Source organism: Mycoplasma sp. P36-A1, assembly GCF_049478495.1.
Lineage (GTDB): Bacteria > Bacillota_I > Bacilli_A > JAJDGJ01 > JAJDGJ01 > P36-A1.
The window spans coordinates 1,662,006-1,682,604 of sequence record NZ_CP168083.1 but is presented as its reverse complement, the minus strand read 5'-3'; the positions used below and the strand labels follow the sequence as shown (position 1 = coordinate 1,682,604).

The following is a 20,599-nucleotide window of genomic DNA, read 5'->3' as shown; positions in this document are numbered from 1 at the left end:
TTTATGAATATAGTTATTGCAACAGATTCTTTTAAAGGATCGTTAAGTTCAGTTGAAGCAGGTAATGCAATCTCAACAGGAATAAAACGTGTTTATAAGAATGCAGATGTTGAAATTAGACCACTTGCTGATGGTGGTGAAGGTACAGTAGAAGCATTAGTACAAGGAATGAATGGTGAACTTCATACAGTTGAAGTATCTGGACCATTATGTGATAAAGTAAAAGCTGCTTATGGAATTATTCCTAGTAGTAAAACTGCTATTATTGAGATGTCTGCTGCTGCAGGAATTACAATGGTTACAAAAGAGCAAAGAAATCCATTAGTTACGACAACTTATGGTGTAGGACAACTTATTGTAGATGCAATAAACAAAGGTTGTAGACACTTTATTGTCGGAATAGGTGGGAGCGCTACCAATGATGGTGGTGTAGGAATGCTTCAAGCTCTAGGTTATAATTTCTTAGATATTAATGGTAAAGAAGTACCATTTGGTGGACAAGGTCTTGAATTAATACACACAATAAAAAAAGATAATGTAATTAAAGAACTTGCTCAATGCCAATTCAGAGTAGCATGTGATGTTACTAATCCATTATTTGGAAAATTAGGATCAAGTCATATTTTTGGACCACAAAAGGGTGCAACTCCTGAAATGGTTTTAAAACTTGATAAAGATATGGAACACTATGCAAATGTAGCTAAAGAAACGTTTGTAGAAGCAGATCCATACTATCCAGGTACAGGAGCAGCTGGAGGATTAGGTTTTGCATTTAAAACATTTACAAATGCTGAATTACAATCTGGTATTGCTATTGTATTAGATGAAACAAGATTAGAGGAATATATTGAAAAAGCCGACATTGTCATAACTGGAGAAGGTATGATGGATGGGCAAACAGCAATGGGTAAAGCACCTATTGGTGTTGCTAAACTAGCAAAAAAACATAATAAACCTGTTATTGCATTTGCAGGTGGTGTAACAGCAGATGCTAATGAAAACAATAATAATGGAATTGATGCTTTCTTTCCAATATTAAGAAGAATTGTTACATTAGAAGAAGCAATGCAAGAAGATAATGCAAAAAATAATATGGCTGATACAGCAGAACAAGTTTTCCGTTTATGGAAAACAAAGGAGGATATTAAATAATGGAAGTAGCATTTACTACATTAGGAGCGCTAATAGGACTAGCGTTATCTATAATTTTAATTATTAAAAAAGTACAACCAGCTTATTCACTAATCATTGGTGCATTAGTTGGTGGTGTAGTCGGTAGTTCAGATTTAGTAATTACTGTAAGCACAATGGTTTCTGGAGCACAAGACATGATGCCTTCAGTATTAAGAATCATGACATCAGGTATTTTAGCAGGAACATTAATCAAAACTGGTGCTGCTGAAAAAATCGCTGAAACTATTGTTGATAAATTAGGTAAAAGCCGTGCAATACCAGCAATTGCTATTGCAACAATGATCATTTGTGCAGTAGGTGTATTTATTGATATCGCTGTAATTACAGTTGCTCCAATTGCTTTATCTATTGGTGCTAAAGCAGGATATAACAAATCATCTATCTTATTAGCAATGATTGGTGGAGGAAAAGCAGGGAATATTATTTCACCAAATCCAAACACAATTGCAGTTTCAGATGCTTTCCAAGTAGATTTAACATCATTAATGATGAAAAATATTATTCCAGCTATCGCAGCTTTAATCGTTACTATATTAATTGGTGTATACTTAACTAAGAAAAAAGGTGAAGCTATCACTGAAGCAGATTTAGAAGCTAAAGAACCAGATAGCAAATTACCTTCATTCTTACAAGCAATTATAGGACCAATTGTTGTTATTGGACTATTAAGTTTAAGACCATTTGCAGGTATTACAATTGATCCATTAATCGCATTGCCATTAGGTGGATTTGTGTGTACAATTGCTTGCGGTAAAGCTAAGTTTACAAGAGAATTCATGGAGTTTGGATTATCTAAAGTTGTTGGTGTATCAGTATTATTAATTGGTACAGGTACAATTGCAGGAATAATCAAAGCTTCAGCTTTACAAACAGATGTTATTTCAATTATTGAAGTATTACATATGCCAGCATTCTTATTAGCACCTCTATCAGGTATCTTAATGGGAGCTGCAGCAGCTTCAACAACTGCAGGTTCTACAATTGCATCACAAACATTCGCTTCAACATTAACTAGTGCTGGAATTCCACCATTAAGTTCAGGAGCAATGATTCACACTGGTGCTACTGTACTTGACTCATTACCTCATGGATCATTCTTCCATGCAACTGGTGGTTCAGTAGGTCAAAGTATCAAAGAAAGAATGAAATTAATTCCTTATGAAGCATTAGTAGGTTTAACAAGTACAATTGTAGCAGTTATTCTTTACTTAGTAGGAATGTAATCTCAAATTATATTATTATAAAACATACTATTCAACCAGCAATTCTTTTGCTGGTTTTTAAATGCATAAATATAATGAATATATAAGTAAAATTGTATATAATAATACTAATATGAATAGAGGAGATAACTATGTTAAATTTAGACTTGTTAATTGATATCTTTTTCAACTATATCAAGATCAATAAAATACTAATTAAAAATAAAAAACATCTAATAGAACAAATAAGTGCACTAATCAAAGCAAATATGGTATCTAATCAAGATGTAAGTAATGAATATGATATTCTTAAAAATATAAAGATAAAGGAAAATCAGATAGAACTAGAAATAGTAAGAAAAAAAGAAAAGCTTATTTTTCTAATTCAAGTTATATATATTAGTAATGACACATCTAATATCAAGCTTATCAAGGATAGTTTATTATTTAATGAACAGAATATAGGAGTAAAATATCATGATATCTTAAATATTATATTTTATGATAATAAAAAAAATGATATTGTACAAGAATTAGAAAAAGAACTACAAATAAATTTAAATAACGTTATTTTAGAACTTGCAAATAAAGCCAAAAATCAAAGTATAAATAATCAGTACTATAATTACTTATTAACTAATGTGGATACTGAATTCAAACCTCTTAATGATTATTACTACATAACAATATAAATAATAAAACTACATGACCATAATTCTTAGTCATGTAGTTTTAGCTAAAATACCCTTTTTAAGTCTATCATTTTTAAAAATAACTCATTAATTTGAATTTGATGTAGCAATTTTGGAGTTCTCTTATTCTTTTCCCAATAATAAATAGTTTGGACACTAACACTGAAAGTATTAGCCAAATCATATTTATTTATAAATAAGTTTTCTCGCAGATGTCTAAGTTGTCTAGTAAATCTTGGTGGTCCATCATCAACAATTCTATGAGGTCCATTATCAACTTTTTTCTAGTAGCTTCCTCTCTTTCTGCAAAGTATTCTAAAGTCAAAAAGTTATAAGAATTAGTATCAACTTTAACTACTTTGCAGTAATTCATAAATAAATCAATGTCTGGAAAACCTTTGCCACTTTCCCAGTTACTGACAGTTTGCGGAACTATTGCTAATACTTTAGCGACATCGTGTAATGTTAAATTGTTAAGCTGTCTAGTACATGCAAACCAACCTGCTAAAACATTACTAATAACATCAATATTACTAATATATTGATCTAAAGATCCTTTTCTCATTTCAATCCCCCTTTTTAATATTATCTTTATTAAATATACATTTGTATATTCTAATAAAATCAATCTTCTTAAGCTGTTTAAATAGATAATCAAGTATTTTAATATTCAACTTTATTTCCTCCTTTGTAAAATTAATTCTAGTATACAATAATTACAATAGAAAATATATCAATCATTAGTTTAAAAAATATCCACTAAGTGCTTATGTTCAATTACAATGTAACAGAGGTGTTATATATACATTACATTGACATAAGTAATATATTTAAGTTATATATATTATCAAAATATAATTATTATTAGCAGCTAAAACTGTATGGTTAACTACTTATTCCTTTTGTCAACTTAGATATTTGTATTGAACATTATACTTTCCTTTCATATCTTATATAGACCAGTTGAAAAATTTTTTAATCTTCTTTTTCAATTGGAAAATACCATATTACATTTATTAAAAGAACTCATTATTTTGTAAATTGTTAAATTATAGTTTCTAATCGATTCTCTATTTGATTTAGAAGTTGAGGAATTGAATTAATATACAACAATGTAAGTTTGCATTTATTTTTGCATAGCTTTTATCAATATATGTAAACTATACTCCGAATGTAAGATTAACCAAACTGCTTTGAAGGATTTTTATTACAATTAATAAAGATATTGCAAAATATATTATAAATGAATATGATGTAAAATCATCAAATGATATTATTAAAGAGTTAAAAAATTCATTAGGTAGAACATTACAATAAATGATGAATGTGGACTATAAATATCACATTAGCTATTACAATTATGACCAAATTAGAAAAAAAGAGATAATTTTGATATAGTGACATGTACAACGATTTTAAGAAAGGCTGAGAATTTAAACGTATACAATTAAGAAATAATAATTTGAAATTTATATAAATGACAATTGTGGATGGTTAGGTATGGGCGAGATATCAAATCAAGTATTGCACTGTTATTAGGAACTCTGCTAAAACTGAAACTACTAATTATATTTTAATTTTTTAGAAATAATCAGAAAAAAATGTTATGCGTGTGACTTAAAAAACAATTCGTGTTATTGTTCAATCAGAATTAATAAATATTCTGATTAAACAATAGAGGGAGGTAGCAATATGTTTAATTACAAAGATTTTTTACCTGAGGCAACTGAAAATCAAAAAGCTTTTATTTTGGATCATGGTAAAACAACAGATGAAGAAAAATTGAAATATTCTGATGGCGATAAAAGTTATGGCTGGAAAATTCGGCGATATGGAAAATTGAAAGTAGGTGCAGTCGTGCTGAATCGTCATCCAGCTAGGATTAGTAAAGGCGGAAAGTGGGAAATTTACGGAGGAGGTTATGTTAATAGTATTTCTGGACCTGATGAGAGTGGAAATGTTACGGCTGAAATTACACATGCCTTTAAAATTGAACCTACTATCTGTAAAGGCGATTCTTTTATCGAAAACTTCAATTGGAAGACACCAAATAAGAAAAAACGTAAAAAACCAAACTCTTGGGTCAACTTTTGGGACCAATCCGGAATGAATGAAATTATCTATGAGGATTTTGTAGCACTTATCGAAAATCAACATCTTGTTCCAATTGATGACACAAAGTCAGCGCAATCCGAATCAGAAATTACAGATGATGAAGTTAAAAAATTTGAACAAGAAAGTACAAAAGGTTTTACTGTACTCATAGATGAGGTTGGACCAAATCGTCCAAATACTCCAAGAAAACAAAAATTCATAGGGCGTAATACTGATTGGGACCGTGTAAACAAGTCTAAACAAAAATTAGGTGTTCTTGGTGAAGAGATCGTATTTGATCTTCTTTTACAAGAAGCAGTAATAAATGATTTGGTCCAACCTGTGCATGCCTCAAAAAAAGAAGGAGATGGTCTTGGTTATGATATTCGTGCATTTGACCAGGCAAATAATGTTATTCGTATTGAAGTGAAAACATCAAAAGCAAAATACTCTGACGGATTTGTAATGACTGCTAACGAAATTAAAGTTTCTCAAGAGGCCGAACCGTATAAAATCTATTTTGTTCACGATCTTGATGTGAAATTAAAAGAGGTTAAAATTAAAATTTATGATGGACCAGTTACCGAAAAAAATTTTATTATGGATCCGAGCACTTACAAAATTTATCAAAAATAGATTAACAGCGTTTAAGCCGAAAACAGCTTCACAAAGCTTAATGTGAGACTATTTTTGATTCATTTTCTTTATATTTCAAGAAGATAGATGTTATATGTATTTTGCATCAATAGCAAATGATTTTTCAACAAAGAGACTTGTTCTTTAAAATTTAGACAAACATTAGCGGCTTAACTTCTTTCGTTATTGCAAAGTTATTTCCTAAATCTTATATGAATTTTCCTCGTCTTTAATGAGTTTAAGATATTGTATGGATTTGATTTGAAAGAGAGGTTACCAGAATGAAAATGCAATTCCATAGGGGTTCTCAATATCAAAATTAATAATTATGATTGATGATGCTGAAAGACTGCATGTTTCTGAGTTCATTAAGGTATACTCTAGCAGGTACACCTTTAGTGTTCACAGGAAAAGCGACTAATATAAATTAGTATTCATCAGTAATGAAATGTATGCTGAGAGATTCTGTATAGATCGTATCTTCGGTTTATTTAGAGATTGTTAATTCGGATATGTTTGAAACAGCTCAACGTGTGATTGATAAATATTTGAAGAAGCTGATTAAATTTAAGACGTTAGAGGACTGAAAGCGAAGAAAACGCCAAAAAACCTTTTACTTGAATATTTATTATGAACTTTTAATTATTTATGCAAAATCTTATCAGATAAAAAGGTAGGATATGAGTAAATAAGAAAATTTCAATTATACGGAATATTAAAAAAGCTTTATACAATTTTTTTTGTACAAAGCTTTTTTGATTAAATTTATACTTCCTCATTAGTAAAATATAAGTATAATTCATGAGGTATAGGAATATCCAATTGGAAATGATATTTAATTATTGGTTTATTCTCTTCTGTAAATGTTTCTTTAAAGTGTATTGTTTTAACTTTACCTAGATAATAATCACTTGCTTTAGTTGATTTTTTAACTAGGAGATGCATGTCTATTTTATTGTAAGCCATTTTAGATTCAACATTTTCATAGTCAATTTTTTTGTTGTTTTGTGAGTAATAAATAACTTCCTGATTACTAATAAATTCATTATTAAAACTAGACTTATCAGCTTTCATAAAAATTACAACCATGTCTTCAAACTTCTCGTAGCCTTTTATCATAGCATTGTGATAATCTTTGTTTAAAAACCACATTGTTTCTATTCTACTATAAGTATGATTTAATAAAATTGTTTCTTTACTTTTTTGATTATAATTATCTTTGATATATTCTAAGTTGAATTGCATAAAATCATTAATGTGATTTTTAAATACTTCATTATTAGTGTAAAAATTTTTAAATTCAGGATTTATTTGGCTGTTTATTAAAATTGGGGGTTGTTTTGCAAAAGCTGTAGTTCTTATAAACAGTTCTTTGTTTAGATGCATCAATGCATTTTTTGTATTTTCTAGCTGATTGTCTATTTGTAAATATGATTCTATTTTCTTATTAAGTGTAAATAAATCTATTTGGCTTTCTAGTAAATACTTTATAATTAAAATTTCATGCACTCTTTTAAAAGGTAGGTATTGTTTGTCTAGATGTGTTAAAAAAGCTAATTCATTATTATTTAAAGTGGAATCTAATGTATTATCTAAACGAGACAATAACTCAAAATAATTATTAGTATTACTTGCACCAATTAAATTTTCAGGACTCATCATATTTTCAATATAAAAATCATACATCATTGGAACTCTTCCAATTTTAGACTTTAGTGTATCATATTGCTCTTTGATTTTACTAAAGATAGAAAAATTACTTGATTCAATTTTATCTAAGATTTGTTTTCTTGCAATTTTTTCAAAATTAATAGTACAACACCCTGGCATCATTGCGGTTCCGTTAGTTATAAACATGTTCATAAAATTTCTGTCATAAGAACTATTTCCACTAAGTGCAATTGGGATTAAAAAGTTATTTTTATAATTACCGATAAAATCTAGAACAACTAAATAGTCTTTTCCCTCGCATTTTCTTAGACCTCTTCCTAACTGTTGTATATATACTATGGTTGACTCGGTAGGTCTTACTAATAAGACCTGATTAACAACTGGTATATCAATGCCCTCATTAAAAATATCTCTTGTAATAATATAATCAATATGTTTTTCATCATCAATTTTTTTAGCTAAATTATCAATGGCAGTTGTTCGTTGTTCAGATGTAGAACTTCCGCTTAAAGAAATAGCATTGTATTTTGTAGTTGAGTTAATTTCATCTGCAAGACTATTAGAAGTACTAACTGAATCAACAAATATTAAAGCTCTTACTTTGTCACCGCTGTAACCATAGTGTTCTGATTTTTCAATTATATTTTTTGCTTTCTCTTTAATATCAATTGTTGTATTTTCTTTTACTAATTCACCATCAACAAGAACTTCACTCACGCCAAAGTAATGAAAAGGGACAATCAGTTCATTTTCTATTGCTGCCTTTAATCTAATTTCATACGCAACGATATAGTTAAATGCTTCGTATACATTAAAATTATCACTTCTTTCAGGAGTAGCAGTCAATCCCAATAAAAATTTTGGATTAAAGTAGCTAAGAACTTTTTGATAAGAAGGTGCTCCAATTCTATGTGCTTCATCTACAATAATGTAATCAAAATCATCGCGATTAAATGTATGAAGATGGTCATCATTTGAAATTGTATTGATCATGCAAAATATATATTCAGCATCTTCTTTATGAGTACCTGTAAATTTACCCAAACTTTTATAAGGAAGCACTTTTTTAAATGTTTTTATTGCATCATCAATAATTCTTTCTCTGTGGACTATGAATAACATTTTTTTTGCCTTAAATTGTTCAACATCAAAAGCTGCTAAAAAGGTTTTTCCAGTGCCAGTTGCACTAATAACTAATGCTTTATTATTATTATTTTCTCTAACATTATTCAAAGACTTTAAGGCGTCTACTTGCATTTTATTTGGAATTATCTTGCGAGACTCTTTTTGAATAAAAAAATCATCAAATCTATTTTTTTGTAACTGATTAAAAGCCACTTCATACTCTTCTATTACATCTAACATATTAAAAGAAGAATTCCATATTCTTTGAAAAATTTCGTTTAATTTAATATAAATTTCTCCATTTTCCTTCGTTTTAAAAATAAAATTTAATTCTTCATTACTTGATAATGCTGAATCTGTTAAGTTTGATGAACCTACACAACAAGTCCAAAAATCATCTTTTTTAAACATATATAATTTTGAGTGCAATTTGTTACTCATATTAAGTTTAAGCTTGATATTATCATAGCTTAGAAATCGTTTAAGGGCTTTAGGTTGGGAAAAATTAGATTTATTTCCAATAATTATGCTACCTTTAATATTCTTTTCTTTTGTTAAATCCAATTCACTTAGAATGGTTTGGAATCCTCCATCAGTTAAAAAAGCAGAGCAAAAAATAAACTCTTCACAAGTCGCTAATTGTTCTTTTAAAAAAGAAGAAAGCTTTATAGAGTGATTATCAACTAAGATAAAATCATTTCCTGGATTAATGCTTTGACTCTTTTGTAAGAAATTATGCACATAGCTTTCTATATATAGTTCGTTCATTATAATACTCCTTTCAAATTTAGGGTCTTTAATGCTTCAAGAATAGGCAAGTCTGCTGGTGCCCATTTAACAGTATTATAGTTATTCAAATTTATCCATTTCATATCTAAGTGTTCTTTTAATTTGATTTTAGAAATATCACAGTAGGCAATATAGGCCGTAAGTTCAACGATTCCAAATTCATATTCAAACTTTGAAGTAGTAATATATCTTCCAACAGTTATTTCAATATTTAATTCCTCAATTATTTCTCTAAACAACGCTTCTTCATTACTTTCATTGTTTTCCACTTTACCTCCAGGAAACTCCCAAAATAACGGTAATTGTTTGCTAGCATTTCTTTTAAATGCTAATACTTCAAAATCACTGTTTACAAAAACAGCACAAACCACATTTATAGTGTTCATTATAGCACTTCCTTAACTCTCTTATTGATCTAATATTAACATAATGGAAAAATATTAAATAGATTAATTATCAAAATAATAAATATTTTGACAAATAAGTATTTCGGCATATTTTAAATCTAACAATGTATACAAATACAAACAAATACATAGTATAATAATAATATTGTTCAATTTAATATCAGGAGGTAATTATGGAAGACTATATGAAGTTATTTAAACCATTTGTATGGGATAGAGGGAGTACTCTTTTTACTGATGGTAAGATTACTAATTTGTATCGTGAAGACTATTATATACATTCGGTAGTTAAAGATAGAGGTTATAACTATGTTAGAATTCAATTTGATGAAGATACATTAAAAGTTATAGATATGCGCTGCGATTGTCCAATTGGAAATAAAGGTAATGATTGTAAGCATATGGCTGCAACCTTATCATATATTGATGCAGCTGGAGGCTTAATGGAAATAGAAAACGATTATCAAGATTATTATGATGAAGATCATGATGATGATGAAATATTTTTTAATGAAACAGAAGCATATGAACAACAGCATGATGATGATTACTATAATGAGAGTTCAGAAGATTTAGATGATAAAGACATTTCAAAAATTACTGATATTAATTATATGAAAATACTAAATAAATATAAAAATAACTTTAGAAATAATGACTCTAAATTTATATCAATGTTTGATGAAGAGGTATCTTCTTACTTTAAAAATGAACTAGATAAAGTTAAAGATAAAAAAGGACTTCTTAATGTTAATAATGAAATAATACTTTTATTAAAAGACATAGCACCATTTAATTTTAATGTAGAATTTACTAATCTTGTAAATATAATAAATGAATTCTTTACACTAGCTTCCTTATATTTAAAAGAAGAAAAAATAGTTGAAATTACAATAATTGCAGTTAAAGAGATTACATATCAAGAAGAACTATTTAATATATATTTTTCTAAATACTTTGACTTAATAGTTAATGTTAAATATCCTGGAAATGACACTGATCAGATATATTTTATTAAACACATGTTGACTTTACATGAAGAAAATAATGATACAGAAAGACTACAGTTAATAATTAACTTAACTATAAATAAACTTAAAATATTAAACTATCCTTATATGAAAATATTAGATTTATTAAGTAGATATAAAAAATATGAGCCAGTAATCTATTTTCAAGTTGAACATTATTTAAACAGTAATAATATCGATAAAGCTAAAACAGCTTTATTTGAACATAATAATTCAATAGAAGACATAGAGACATATAAAACAATACTAGATAAATTATTTAATGAATATACTGATGCTAATAACAGAATACATTATTTAAATTTATTACAAAAACTAAATGATAGTAATGCATATAAATTAACTTCAAAATATTTATTGAAATTTGAAAAATTATTTTCAAGTAAACAAGAATATCAAAATTATATGCATAGCCAATTTGATATGATAACTCATACTTTTGAAATAAGTAGAATGTATGATGGCTTTTTAGAATCTAATCAAATTGATTTATTATTAAACTTATTAAATGAAACAAATGATATTGTTTTACTAATGTCATATAAAGAAAAGTTAATACAATATAATGAAATGCTATTTCATCAACTATTTTTAAAGATAATTCTATCATTACTAAATAATAGTGAATATGGACTTAACAATTTACATAGTTTTATCCTAGAATACAGTAAACTAGCTAATAGTGAAGCTAATATAAAAGAAATACAATTGTATTTAATAAATAATGATAATACTACTGATATAGCAAATATCATAAAAGAATATAATGGTGATCACTATGAGTAATGTACAACAATATAAAAGATATTTTTCTAATACAATATGGTCTAGAGGAACAACCTATTTTGAAAGGGACCTAGTAAAAAATATCACTAAAAGAAATAACCTAATAACTGCCATTGTTAAAGGAAGTTCTAACTATGATGTTGAACTATTAATTAATGGTGAAAGTAAAATTACTGGTATGAGTTGTGATTGTATGTATGCACATGGTGGAAATAATTGTAAGCATATGGTCGCCGTAATATTAGAAGCAAATTTTCAAGATTTATTTGTGCACAATGACAACAGGTTAGAAAAAAAATATTTTGATCTTTTTCAAGAATATCAGTATTCTCTAGTATATTCTCAAAAAAGTAGTATTACAGAGTTTGATCACAAATTAGCTAGTATGTTAAATACAGATTTAAAAAAAGTTAAAGATAGTGAAAAAGTTTATCAGTATCTAGAAGTGTTGCTAAAGATATTTATAGAAATTGATAGATATAAAAAAAGTCAGAATTTAAATGAATTATATGTTGTTGTTGAGCTGTTTTTTAGCACAGCAAGCAAGTATTTAAATGATAAAGAGTATTTAAGTGTTATAGAACAAATGTTACTTGATTTTAAAAGAGAAGATATTATACATCTAATTTATAAAGAACTTTGTAGAGTAAATGCTGATAATACAGAATATTTAATAAATTATTTAGCTAACTTAAAAACTATGTTTGATAAAATTTATAATATTAATGTTTTATTAGAAATAATTTTAAGTAATGAAAACTATACAGTCTACAAAGAAATACAAAATTATTTAGATGATTATAAGTACTATGAAACAGTTGTTTATTACAATATATCTACTTGTATACAAAATAAAGATTATTCAAAGGCAATTAATATTATTTTAGATACAAATAATTTATTAACCGATTTAACATTATATGAATCTAATGTATATGAACTATTTTATGAAATGATTATTGATAAAGATCTTGATAGTCAATTAGAATTTATGTGCAGAATAAGTAATAGTAATTATCATAAGTTCACTTACAAAATGTATGATGAGTTTAATAACAATTTTGAAGATATTAGTGAAAAGAATTCTTTCTTCTATAGTAATATAGAAGCATTTAGTAAAAAAATAGATATTTCTATTATTTATAAATTACTAAGTGAAAGTGAAGAAGTTGATTATTTATTAAATATTATTAATTATCGAAATGATATATATGCTATGATAAAGTATAAAGGTTTAATTACATTCAAAAATGAAATGTTATACCATCAAGTATTTTTAATGATAGTTATAAATATATTGAATACAAATCTGATAAATGAGAATTTCATGCAATTTAAAAGTAGTGTAGAAACATATGCTAATACATATCCAAAACATAATAATATTATTGAAATTAAATTAGAAATACAAGAAAAATTCCTGCATAACGATGATATGCAAGAAATAGCGAATAACTTATAAAAGGAGGATGTACATGAGTAATAAAAAGCAGAACATAGACTTAAACAATATAATAACAAACCCCTTATACTTAAGTTTAGCAAGAAATATTAATGAAATAAATGCAATTAAGAGTGTTACAATCTCTAATATAAATGGTAACTATAATATTAGTGGTACTATAAGAATTCAAGGAATTGAAACTTATTGTAACTTTGAAATTGATAAATATAAAAAAGTGACAACTGCAAATGTAGATAATACTAATATTAAAAGTGATGAACAATATATTTACTTAGTAGCTTTAATAGAATTTGTAAATAATTTAGATGAAAAAGATTTAAAGCATAATGAGATTATTTTAAATGATCAATATGAAGCTAAAAAAACTAAGCTTGCTAATATTGAGGAACAAATATATTTAAAAAGCTTAGATGATGAAGTTAGATCTAGTAGAAACTTAATTGATAAATATAAAATTCATTATCAAACAGAACTTACTTCTCAATTGAATAATAATGTTTATGAATTAGAGCCAGTTATAAGTATAGATTCTAAAAATTATTTAGAAGTAACTTATAAAATAGGGACAGAGAAGAAGTATATAATTAAAGATATTTCTAAATTTATTGGATATGTTGATAATAATGAATTATATAAATATGGTAAAAACTTTTCTTTAGTACACAGTGAAGAAATATTTGATGAAGAGAGTTTAAATCAGTTTAAAATGTTAAAAGAGGCAGTTAATTTAAAAAATACAAAATCGCATAAAGATGACTATTTTTATAGAAATGATTATACTATACATCGATACTTTCCCATCGATACTGATTTAATTGATATGTTTTTTGAGACCTATAAAGGTGTAGAAGGATATAATTTTGAATGCGTAGATAGTGATGAGTTAATAAACATTACAATTGATGAAACTAAGTATTCTTATATATATAAGATAGGTGAAAATATAAAAGGTGCTTTTAAAGGTAAGTTACATTTATATAAGGCAACTAAGACAATGCCTTATGTTATTACAAGATATGAATTAGATAATAAAGCTAAAGCTTTAAGTTTAATAACAGAATTATTTGATCATGATATAACTGTTTTAAAAGAAGAAGATGAAAACTTTAGAAAATATGTCTTAAATGACTTAGTAGATTATCTTGATTTTCCTGAAAGTGAAGTTGAAGATGATACTTTTAATCGTATTAAACTATTTGGAGATATTAATGAAAAAAATGTCATAATGAGACTAGAGTATTTAAATAATGAAAATGACTTGATAAAAGCTTTTAGTAGAAATCATACTACTACATTTAATCAAGATTTAGTAGAAAGTTATTTAAAAGAATATTCTACACATTTAGATGTTGAAGAAAGTGTTGCTTATTTTGATTTAGATAAAGAAAAAACATATGAATTTTTAGATATTGGATTAAATAAAATAAATGATATTGCTGATGTTTATATTTCAAAAGAGTTAAAAAATATTGAACAAAAACATCATTATTCTGTTAGAGTAGGTGTTTCTTTATCTAATGATTTATTAAAAATTAATTTTGATAGTGATGAAATTCAAACTAGTGAATTAAGTGATGTTTTAAAGGCTTATCGTAAAAAGAAAAAGTTTTATAAATTAAAAAGTGGTGAGCTAATTAATCTTAATTCTAGTAATATAGATGAATTAAATAATTTTGTGATTGATTATCAAATACCTCTAAATGAGATAAATAAAAAGATAGAAATGCCAACTTATCGTATGATTACTTTAGATAATGATAAAGTAAATTTTGAAAATCTAACATTTATTAGAAATAAGATGTTTGAAACAAAGATGGCAGAAATTAATAATAGTAAAGATATTGATTATACTGTTCCAAAACACTTAGATAAAGTACTAAGAGATTATCAAATAGATGGTTTTAAATGGCTTAAATTTCTTCAAAGTCATCGTTTCAATGGAATACTTGCAGATGACATGGGTCTTGGTAAAACACTACAAATTATTAGTATCTTTGCAAGTGAAAATGATAGTAAAAATTTAGTGGTTTGTCCAGCATCTTTAGTATATAATTGGCAAGATGAAATTATTAAATTCTCAAGTGATTTAAAAACTCTTTGTATTACTGGTAGTGAAGCAACTAGAAATGAACTAATTAAAGAAATTGATAATTATGATGTTATTATTACTTCATACGATTATATTAGAAGAGATATTAGTAAATATTCAGATATTGAGTTTGATTACTTAGTTATTGATGAAGCTCAAAATATTAAAAATCATAAAACTAAAAATGCAGCCTCTGTAAAAAAGATTAAAGCTAAAAATAAGGTTGCTTTGAGTGGCACTCCTATTGAAAATTCATTAGCTGAACTATGGTCTATATTTGATTTTTTAATGCCAGGATATTTATATAATTATAATTATTTCAATAAAACATATGAAACAGATATTGTAAAAAATAATAATTTAGATAAGTTAAATAGACTAAGAGAGTTAGTTAGTCCTTTTATCTTAAGAAGACATAAAAGTAATGTTTTACTAGAGCTTCCAGATAAAATAGAAAAAGACTATCTTATTGATTTTAATGAAGATGAGAAAAATCTGTATCAGGCTTATTTAGTAGATATTAATAAACAACTACAAAAAGAATCTAGTAATAAAGGTAGTGAAAAGTTAGAAATATTAGCTATGCTTACTAAACTTAGACAATTATGTTGTGATCGTCGATTACTGTTTGATAATGTCTATGAACCATCATCAAAATTAAAAGCTTGCATTGATCTAATACAAACATTAAGAGAAAATAATCAAAAAGTATTACTATTTTCTAACTTTACTACTATGTTAGATTTGATTAAGCAAGAATTAGATAAAAATAAGATATCTAATTATATGTTAACAGGTAAAACATCAAAAGAAAAAAGAAAAGAATTAGTAGATTCATTTCAAAATGATGATACTGAAGTGTTTTTAATCTCTTTAAGAGCAGGTGGAACAGGACTTAACTTAACAGCTGCACAAGCAGTTATTCACTTTGATCCATGGTGGAATAGTTCTGCAAAAAATCAAGCTACAGATAGAGCTTATCGTATTGGACAAGAAAAGAATGTTCAAGTCTTTAATCTAGTAATGAAGGATAGTATTGAAGAAAAAATACTTGAATTACAAAATAAAAAGAAACAATTATCAGATTCAGTTGTTGAAAATAATGATAATGTTATTGCTCAGATGTCTAAAGAAGAGTTGATGGATCTTTTTAAATAAAATATTATCTGAAAAGAAGGTGTAATCATGAAAGTAGTAATTATAAATGGAAGTCCTAGGCATCCTAGTAATACCTTATTTATTGCAAATATACTTAAAGAAAGATTAGAAGCTTCTAAAATAGATGTTGAAATAATAAATCTTTATAAGTTAAATGCAGTGTATTGTAAGGCTTGTGATAAATGCTTTGAACTAAAAAACAATGCATGTGTTTATACTGATGGTACAAATGAAGTGATTGCTAAAATGATAGAAGCAGATGCTATAATTTTAGGATCACCAATACACTGTGGTGATGTATCAGCATTAATGAAAGTAGTAATGGATAAAGTTACTTATGTATCTCTTGCAAATAAAGGTTTATTTAAAAACAAATTAGGGGCTAGTTATGTAACTGTCAGAAGAATGGGTGGATTAACTGGTTTGAATACTTTAAATAATTATCTTACTTATGGACAAGTTAAACTAGTAACTGCAGATTCTTGGAATATAATATATGGTCAAAAAGTAAATGAAGTAGCATTAGATAGAGAAGGAATAAGCGCTATTACAAGAACTTGTGATAATTTAATAAATGCATTACTTAATAAGAAGGAAGAACCATCCGTAAAAAAAGAATATCTTAACTATATTAGAAAAGATCTAACTTTAAAAGAAATTTAACTTAAATAAATATCTAATAAAAAAGCTTAATGTTTAGAAAAATTTAATCATAATAATAAATAATACAATAAGAAAGCTCTTTATCAAATAGGTAGAATATCACTATTTTGATGTATGAGTAAGTAAAGGATATAACAATAAATGTTATGTCTTTTTTTTATGCTCTCTTTAAAAATTAATAGTTATTGTATATTTATTTTAGTTTTATTTTTTTTAATTATTAATCTATATTTTAATTATAAATCTTTTAAGCTTTCATCCTAACTTATAATCTATCAAAACTTCTAAAGCTATAAGATATTGTTTTTAACTTTTTAAATTTGTTACTCACTCCTATATAATACAAAATCTAAATTATTTAAGAGCTATAGTTATTTTCTATGCAAAAAAAATAAAATAAAACTATAGCGTATATAACATAATTTCAATTTATAATAACTAGCTAAACTCTATAAATAAATGTAAACAAAATGTTAGTTAAATTAAATAATTATAATTATATACATATGTATATAAAAACTCTAATAGTAATTGTTAAATAGACATCAAATATACTTAAATACACTTGTGTAAAAATTTATTTTAAAGGTAGTATGTATTAAACAAAAAACAAAGGAGTTGTTTTATATGAATAATATAAAAACATTAGCAAATAAGTATTTTGATGAATATACTTCAATACGAAGAACAATACACCAAAATCCAGAGACAGGATATAAAGAATTTAAAACATCTAAAATTATTAAGGATACACTTGATAGCTTAAATATAGAATACTATGAGTGTTTTAATACAGGAGTCGTAGGTTTAATTAAAGGAAAGAATGAAGGTAAAACAGTTTTATTAAGAGCTGACATGGATGCTTTGGAAGTAGATGAAAAAGCTGATGTGGAATATAAATCTAAAGTAAAAAGATTAATGCATGCATGTGGACATGATGGACATGTTGCAGGATTACTTGGAACAGCAATGATATTAAATGAATTAAAAGATACCTTTGATGGAAATATAAAATTAATGTTTCAACCTGGAGAAGAAAAAGAAGGTGGAGCATTACAAATGATAGAAGAAGGAATATTAGAAAATCCTAAAGTAGATGCAGCTTTTGGAGTCCATTTATGGGGACCAATACCAAAAGGTAAAGTATATGTAAAAGAAGGAGCAACGATGGCTGCACCCGATCAATTTAAAATGAAAATTATCGGAAAAGGTGGACATTCAGCAATGCCACAATACTGTATTGATCCAGTTGTTATAGCTGCTAATACAATTTCAGAAGTTCAAACTATTGTTTCAAGAAAAATTAATCCATTACAACCACTAGTTATATCAACATGTACAATACATGGTGGTGATGCATTTAATGTAATACCACAGGAAGTAACTCTAGAAGGAACAGTTAGATCTTTTGATAAAGAAGTAAGAAAAGAAGTGCCAATTCTAATGGAAAATATTTTAAAAGGTCAGGCTATTTCTAATAATAGTGATTATGAATTAGATTATATTAATATATATCCAGCAGTAATTAATGATAAAGAAATGACAGAATTAGCTAGAAAGTCACTTGGTAAGATTATTGGTAAAGAAAATGTAGAAGACTTACCAGAACCAAATATGGGTGGAGAAGATTTTGCCTACTTGTGTGAAAGAGTACCAAGTTCATTCATATTTGTCGGTATTGCTGAAGAAAATAAACCAGCACCAGTTCATCATCATCCAGAATTTCAATGGAATGATGATGCATTAAAAATTTCAAGTGCATCACTAGCTCAAATAGCTATTGATTTCTTAAGTAGAGGAAAGGAAGATGTAAATGACTAAGCAAGTAAGTAATGATAAAAAAATAGGTATCTTTAGTAAATTCTTAAATGGAATTGAAAAAGTAGGTAATAAATTACCAGATCCAGTAATGATATTCTTTATATTATGTGCAATAATTATGGTAATATCACTATTTATGTCAAATGCAGGAATATCTGTAATTCATCCAGGTACTAAAGAAACTTTAAAAGCAATGAATCTACTTTCTGTAGATCAACTAAAGATATATCTAGGAAGCTTTGTTGGTAATTTCCAAAACTTTCCACCATTAGGATTAGTACTAGTAGTAATGATGGGAGCAGGAATAGCTGAAAAAACTAAATTCATGGAAACAGCAATGCGAAGTAGTGTAATTGGACTTCCAAAACAACTGTTAACATTTATGATATTCTTCATTGGTATCTGTGCAAATGCAGCTGGAGATGCTGGATTTATCATACTTCCACCACTAGCAGCAATCATGTTTCTTTCAACTGGAAGAAGTCCAATAGTAGGTATCTTTGCAGCATTTGCAGGTGTAGCAGCAGGTTTTTCAGCCAATTTAGTAGTAAATTTACTAGATGTATTATTAGCTTCTTTTACATTACCAGCAGCACAAACTATAGATCCAAATATAGCACTTTCAGCTACAATGAACTGGTATTTCTTAGCAGCATCTACTTTAATACTAACAATAGCTGGTACATTAGTAACAGAAAAAATAGTAGCACCAAGATTTGAAAATGATAAATATGTAACTGATAACAAATCTCATGAATTAACAGAAATTACTCATGTAGAAAAAAAGGCATTGAAAAAAGCATATATTTCAGTATTAATATATGTAGTAGTAATTGTTGCAGCCTGCCTAGTACCAATAAATGGTAAACCATTTATGGTAGGATCAACAGGTTCACTACTAGAAAGTGATGCACCATTTATGACTGGTATAGTACCACTAATTACTTTTCTATTTTTCATACCTGGATTAGTTTATGGTATCGCATCAAAACAAATAAGAAAAAGTTCAGATGCAGTTAGATTAGTAGAAAAATCACTATCTGAAATGGGTGGATACATATTACTAGCATTTGCAGCATCACAGTTTATTGCTTTATTTAATCAAAGTAACATAGGAATTATCTTAGCAGTAAAAGGAGCTGAATTTCTAAGAAGTGTTGGACTAACAGGTGGACCACTATTTGTAAGTTTCATAATCTTCTGTGGAATAGTAAACCTATTTATAGGAAGTTCAAGTGCTAAATGGGCAATGTTAGCTCCAATATTTATACCAATGTTCATGCTATTAGGATATGATCCAGCAGCAACACAAATGGCATATCGTATAGGAGATTCAATTACAAATCCAATTTCACCACTATTTCCATACTTTCCAATGGTTGTTGGATTTGCAAGTAAATACAAAAAAGATATAGGAATGGGGACAATCATATCAAGCATGCTACCATACTCAATCGTATTTGGTATAATATGGATAATAATGTTCTTAATATTTTTCTATTTAGGATTACCATTTGGTCCAGCATAAAAATTTGAAATGAATTAAATTTAAATAATATAAAAAGTATATTTAATTCCTTATTGTTTTTATGAATTATAAAACAAAGAATAATTATATACTGAGTAAATCAAAATAGGGTAACAAGAGTTACTCTTTTTTTATTACATGACTAATAATCAACATTAGGTCTTATGTTTGATAGTTAAAAGATTGATAATTAACCATTATCTAAAGCATATTATTAGATTTATATTCTTGTAAAAACTATGTAAATA

The 20,599-nt window shown here is 26.7% G+C and carries 13 protein-coding genes; 10 read left to right on the top strand and 3 right to left on the bottom strand.

What is annotated here, in order from left to right:
* Positions 1–3 precede the first annotated feature (3 nt).
* The 3 genes from ACD762_RS08200 to ACD762_RS08190 all read left to right on the top strand — a co-directional run bounded on the left by ACD762_RS08200 (position 4) and on the right by ACD762_RS08190 (position 3,088).
* On the top strand, positions 4–1,152 hold the full coding sequence (locus ACD762_RS08200; protein WP_423363504.1) for a glycerate kinase: 1,149 nt from the start codon (positions 4–6) through the stop codon (positions 1,150–1,152).
* Complete coding sequence (locus ACD762_RS08195) at positions 1,152–2,417, top strand: GntP family permease (RefSeq protein WP_423363503.1); 1,266 nt, start codon at positions 1,152–1,154, stop codon at positions 2,415–2,417. Before ACD762_RS08200 ends, ACD762_RS08195 begins: the two co-directional genes overlap by 1 nt.
* Positions 2,418–2,548: 131 nt before the next feature.
* Positions 2,549–3,088: a hypothetical protein gene (locus ACD762_RS08190; protein ID WP_423363502.1), complete on the top strand. Its 540-nt coding sequence runs from the start codon at positions 2,549–2,551 to the stop codon at positions 3,086–3,088.
* 190 nt (positions 3,089–3,278) lie between these two features.
* Here ACD762_RS08190 and ACD762_RS08185 read toward each other — a convergent pair whose 3' ends face one another.
* The gene (locus ACD762_RS08185) at positions 3,279–3,653 is read right to left on the bottom strand and encodes a helix-turn-helix domain-containing protein (RefSeq protein ID WP_423363501.1); all 375 of its coding nucleotides are present in this window, start codon (positions 3,651–3,653) and stop codon (positions 3,279–3,281) included.
* A gap of 1,127 nt (positions 3,654–4,780) precedes the next feature.
* Here ACD762_RS08185 and ACD762_RS08180 point away from each other — a divergent pair.
* Positions 4,781–5,818, top strand: a complete 1,038-nt coding sequence (locus ACD762_RS08180) for a DUF3883 domain-containing protein (RefSeq protein ID WP_423363500.1) — start codon at positions 4,781–4,783, stop codon at positions 5,816–5,818.
* A gap of 765 nt (positions 5,819–6,583) precedes the next feature.
* Here ACD762_RS08180 and ACD762_RS08175 read toward each other — a convergent pair.
* Together ACD762_RS08175 and ACD762_RS08170 are read right to left on the bottom strand one after the other, a co-directional pair.
* Positions 6,584–9,382 (bottom strand): DUF3427 domain-containing protein, encoded by a 2,799-nt coding sequence (locus ACD762_RS08175; RefSeq protein WP_423363499.1) that lies wholly within the window; start codon positions 9,380–9,382, stop codon positions 6,584–6,586.
* Positions 9,382–9,789, bottom strand: coding sequence for a (deoxy)nucleoside triphosphate pyrophosphohydrolase (locus ACD762_RS08170; RefSeq protein WP_423363498.1), 408 nt, complete (start codon positions 9,787–9,789; stop codon positions 9,382–9,384). The genes ACD762_RS08175 and ACD762_RS08170 overlap by 1 nt, the downstream gene beginning before the upstream one ends.
* Positions 9,790–9,983: 194 nt before the next feature.
* On the opposite strand from ACD762_RS08170, the gene ACD762_RS08165 reads away from it, so the two are divergent.
* The 6 genes from ACD762_RS08165 (at position 9,984) to ACD762_RS08140 (ending at position 20,351) form a co-directional block, all read left to right on the top strand.
* Positions 9,984–11,627, top strand: a complete 1,644-nt coding sequence (locus ACD762_RS08165; protein WP_423363497.1) for an SWIM zinc finger family protein — start codon at positions 9,984–9,986, stop codon at positions 11,625–11,627.
* Positions 11,620–13,089 carry an SWIM zinc finger family protein gene (locus tag ACD762_RS08160; protein WP_423363496.1) on the top strand — a complete coding sequence of 490 codons (1,470 nt, stop codon included), beginning with the start codon at positions 11,620–11,622 and terminating at the stop codon, positions 13,087–13,089. The genes ACD762_RS08165 and ACD762_RS08160 overlap by 8 nt, the downstream gene beginning before the upstream one ends.
* Positions 13,090–13,102: 13 nt before the next feature.
* Entirely contained in the window at positions 13,103–16,339 is a 3,237-nt protein-coding gene (locus tag ACD762_RS08155) for an SNF2-related protein (protein WP_423363495.1), read from the top strand.
* A 27-nt stretch (positions 16,340–16,366) separates the two neighbouring features.
* Positions 16,367–17,002: a flavodoxin family protein gene (locus ACD762_RS08150; RefSeq protein WP_423363494.1), complete on the top strand. Its 636-nt coding sequence runs from the start codon at positions 16,367–16,369 to the stop codon at positions 17,000–17,002.
* 627 nt (positions 17,003–17,629) lie between these two features.
* Positions 17,630–18,823: a M20 metallopeptidase family protein gene (locus ACD762_RS08145; protein ID WP_423363493.1), complete on the top strand. Its 1,194-nt coding sequence runs from the start codon at positions 17,630–17,632 to the stop codon at positions 18,821–18,823.
* On the top strand, positions 18,816–20,351 hold the full coding sequence (locus ACD762_RS08140) for an AbgT family transporter (protein WP_423363492.1): 1,536 nt from the start codon (positions 18,816–18,818) through the stop codon (positions 20,349–20,351). The genes ACD762_RS08145 and ACD762_RS08140 overlap by 8 nt, the downstream gene beginning before the upstream one ends.
* Positions 20,352–20,599 lie beyond the last annotated feature (248 nt).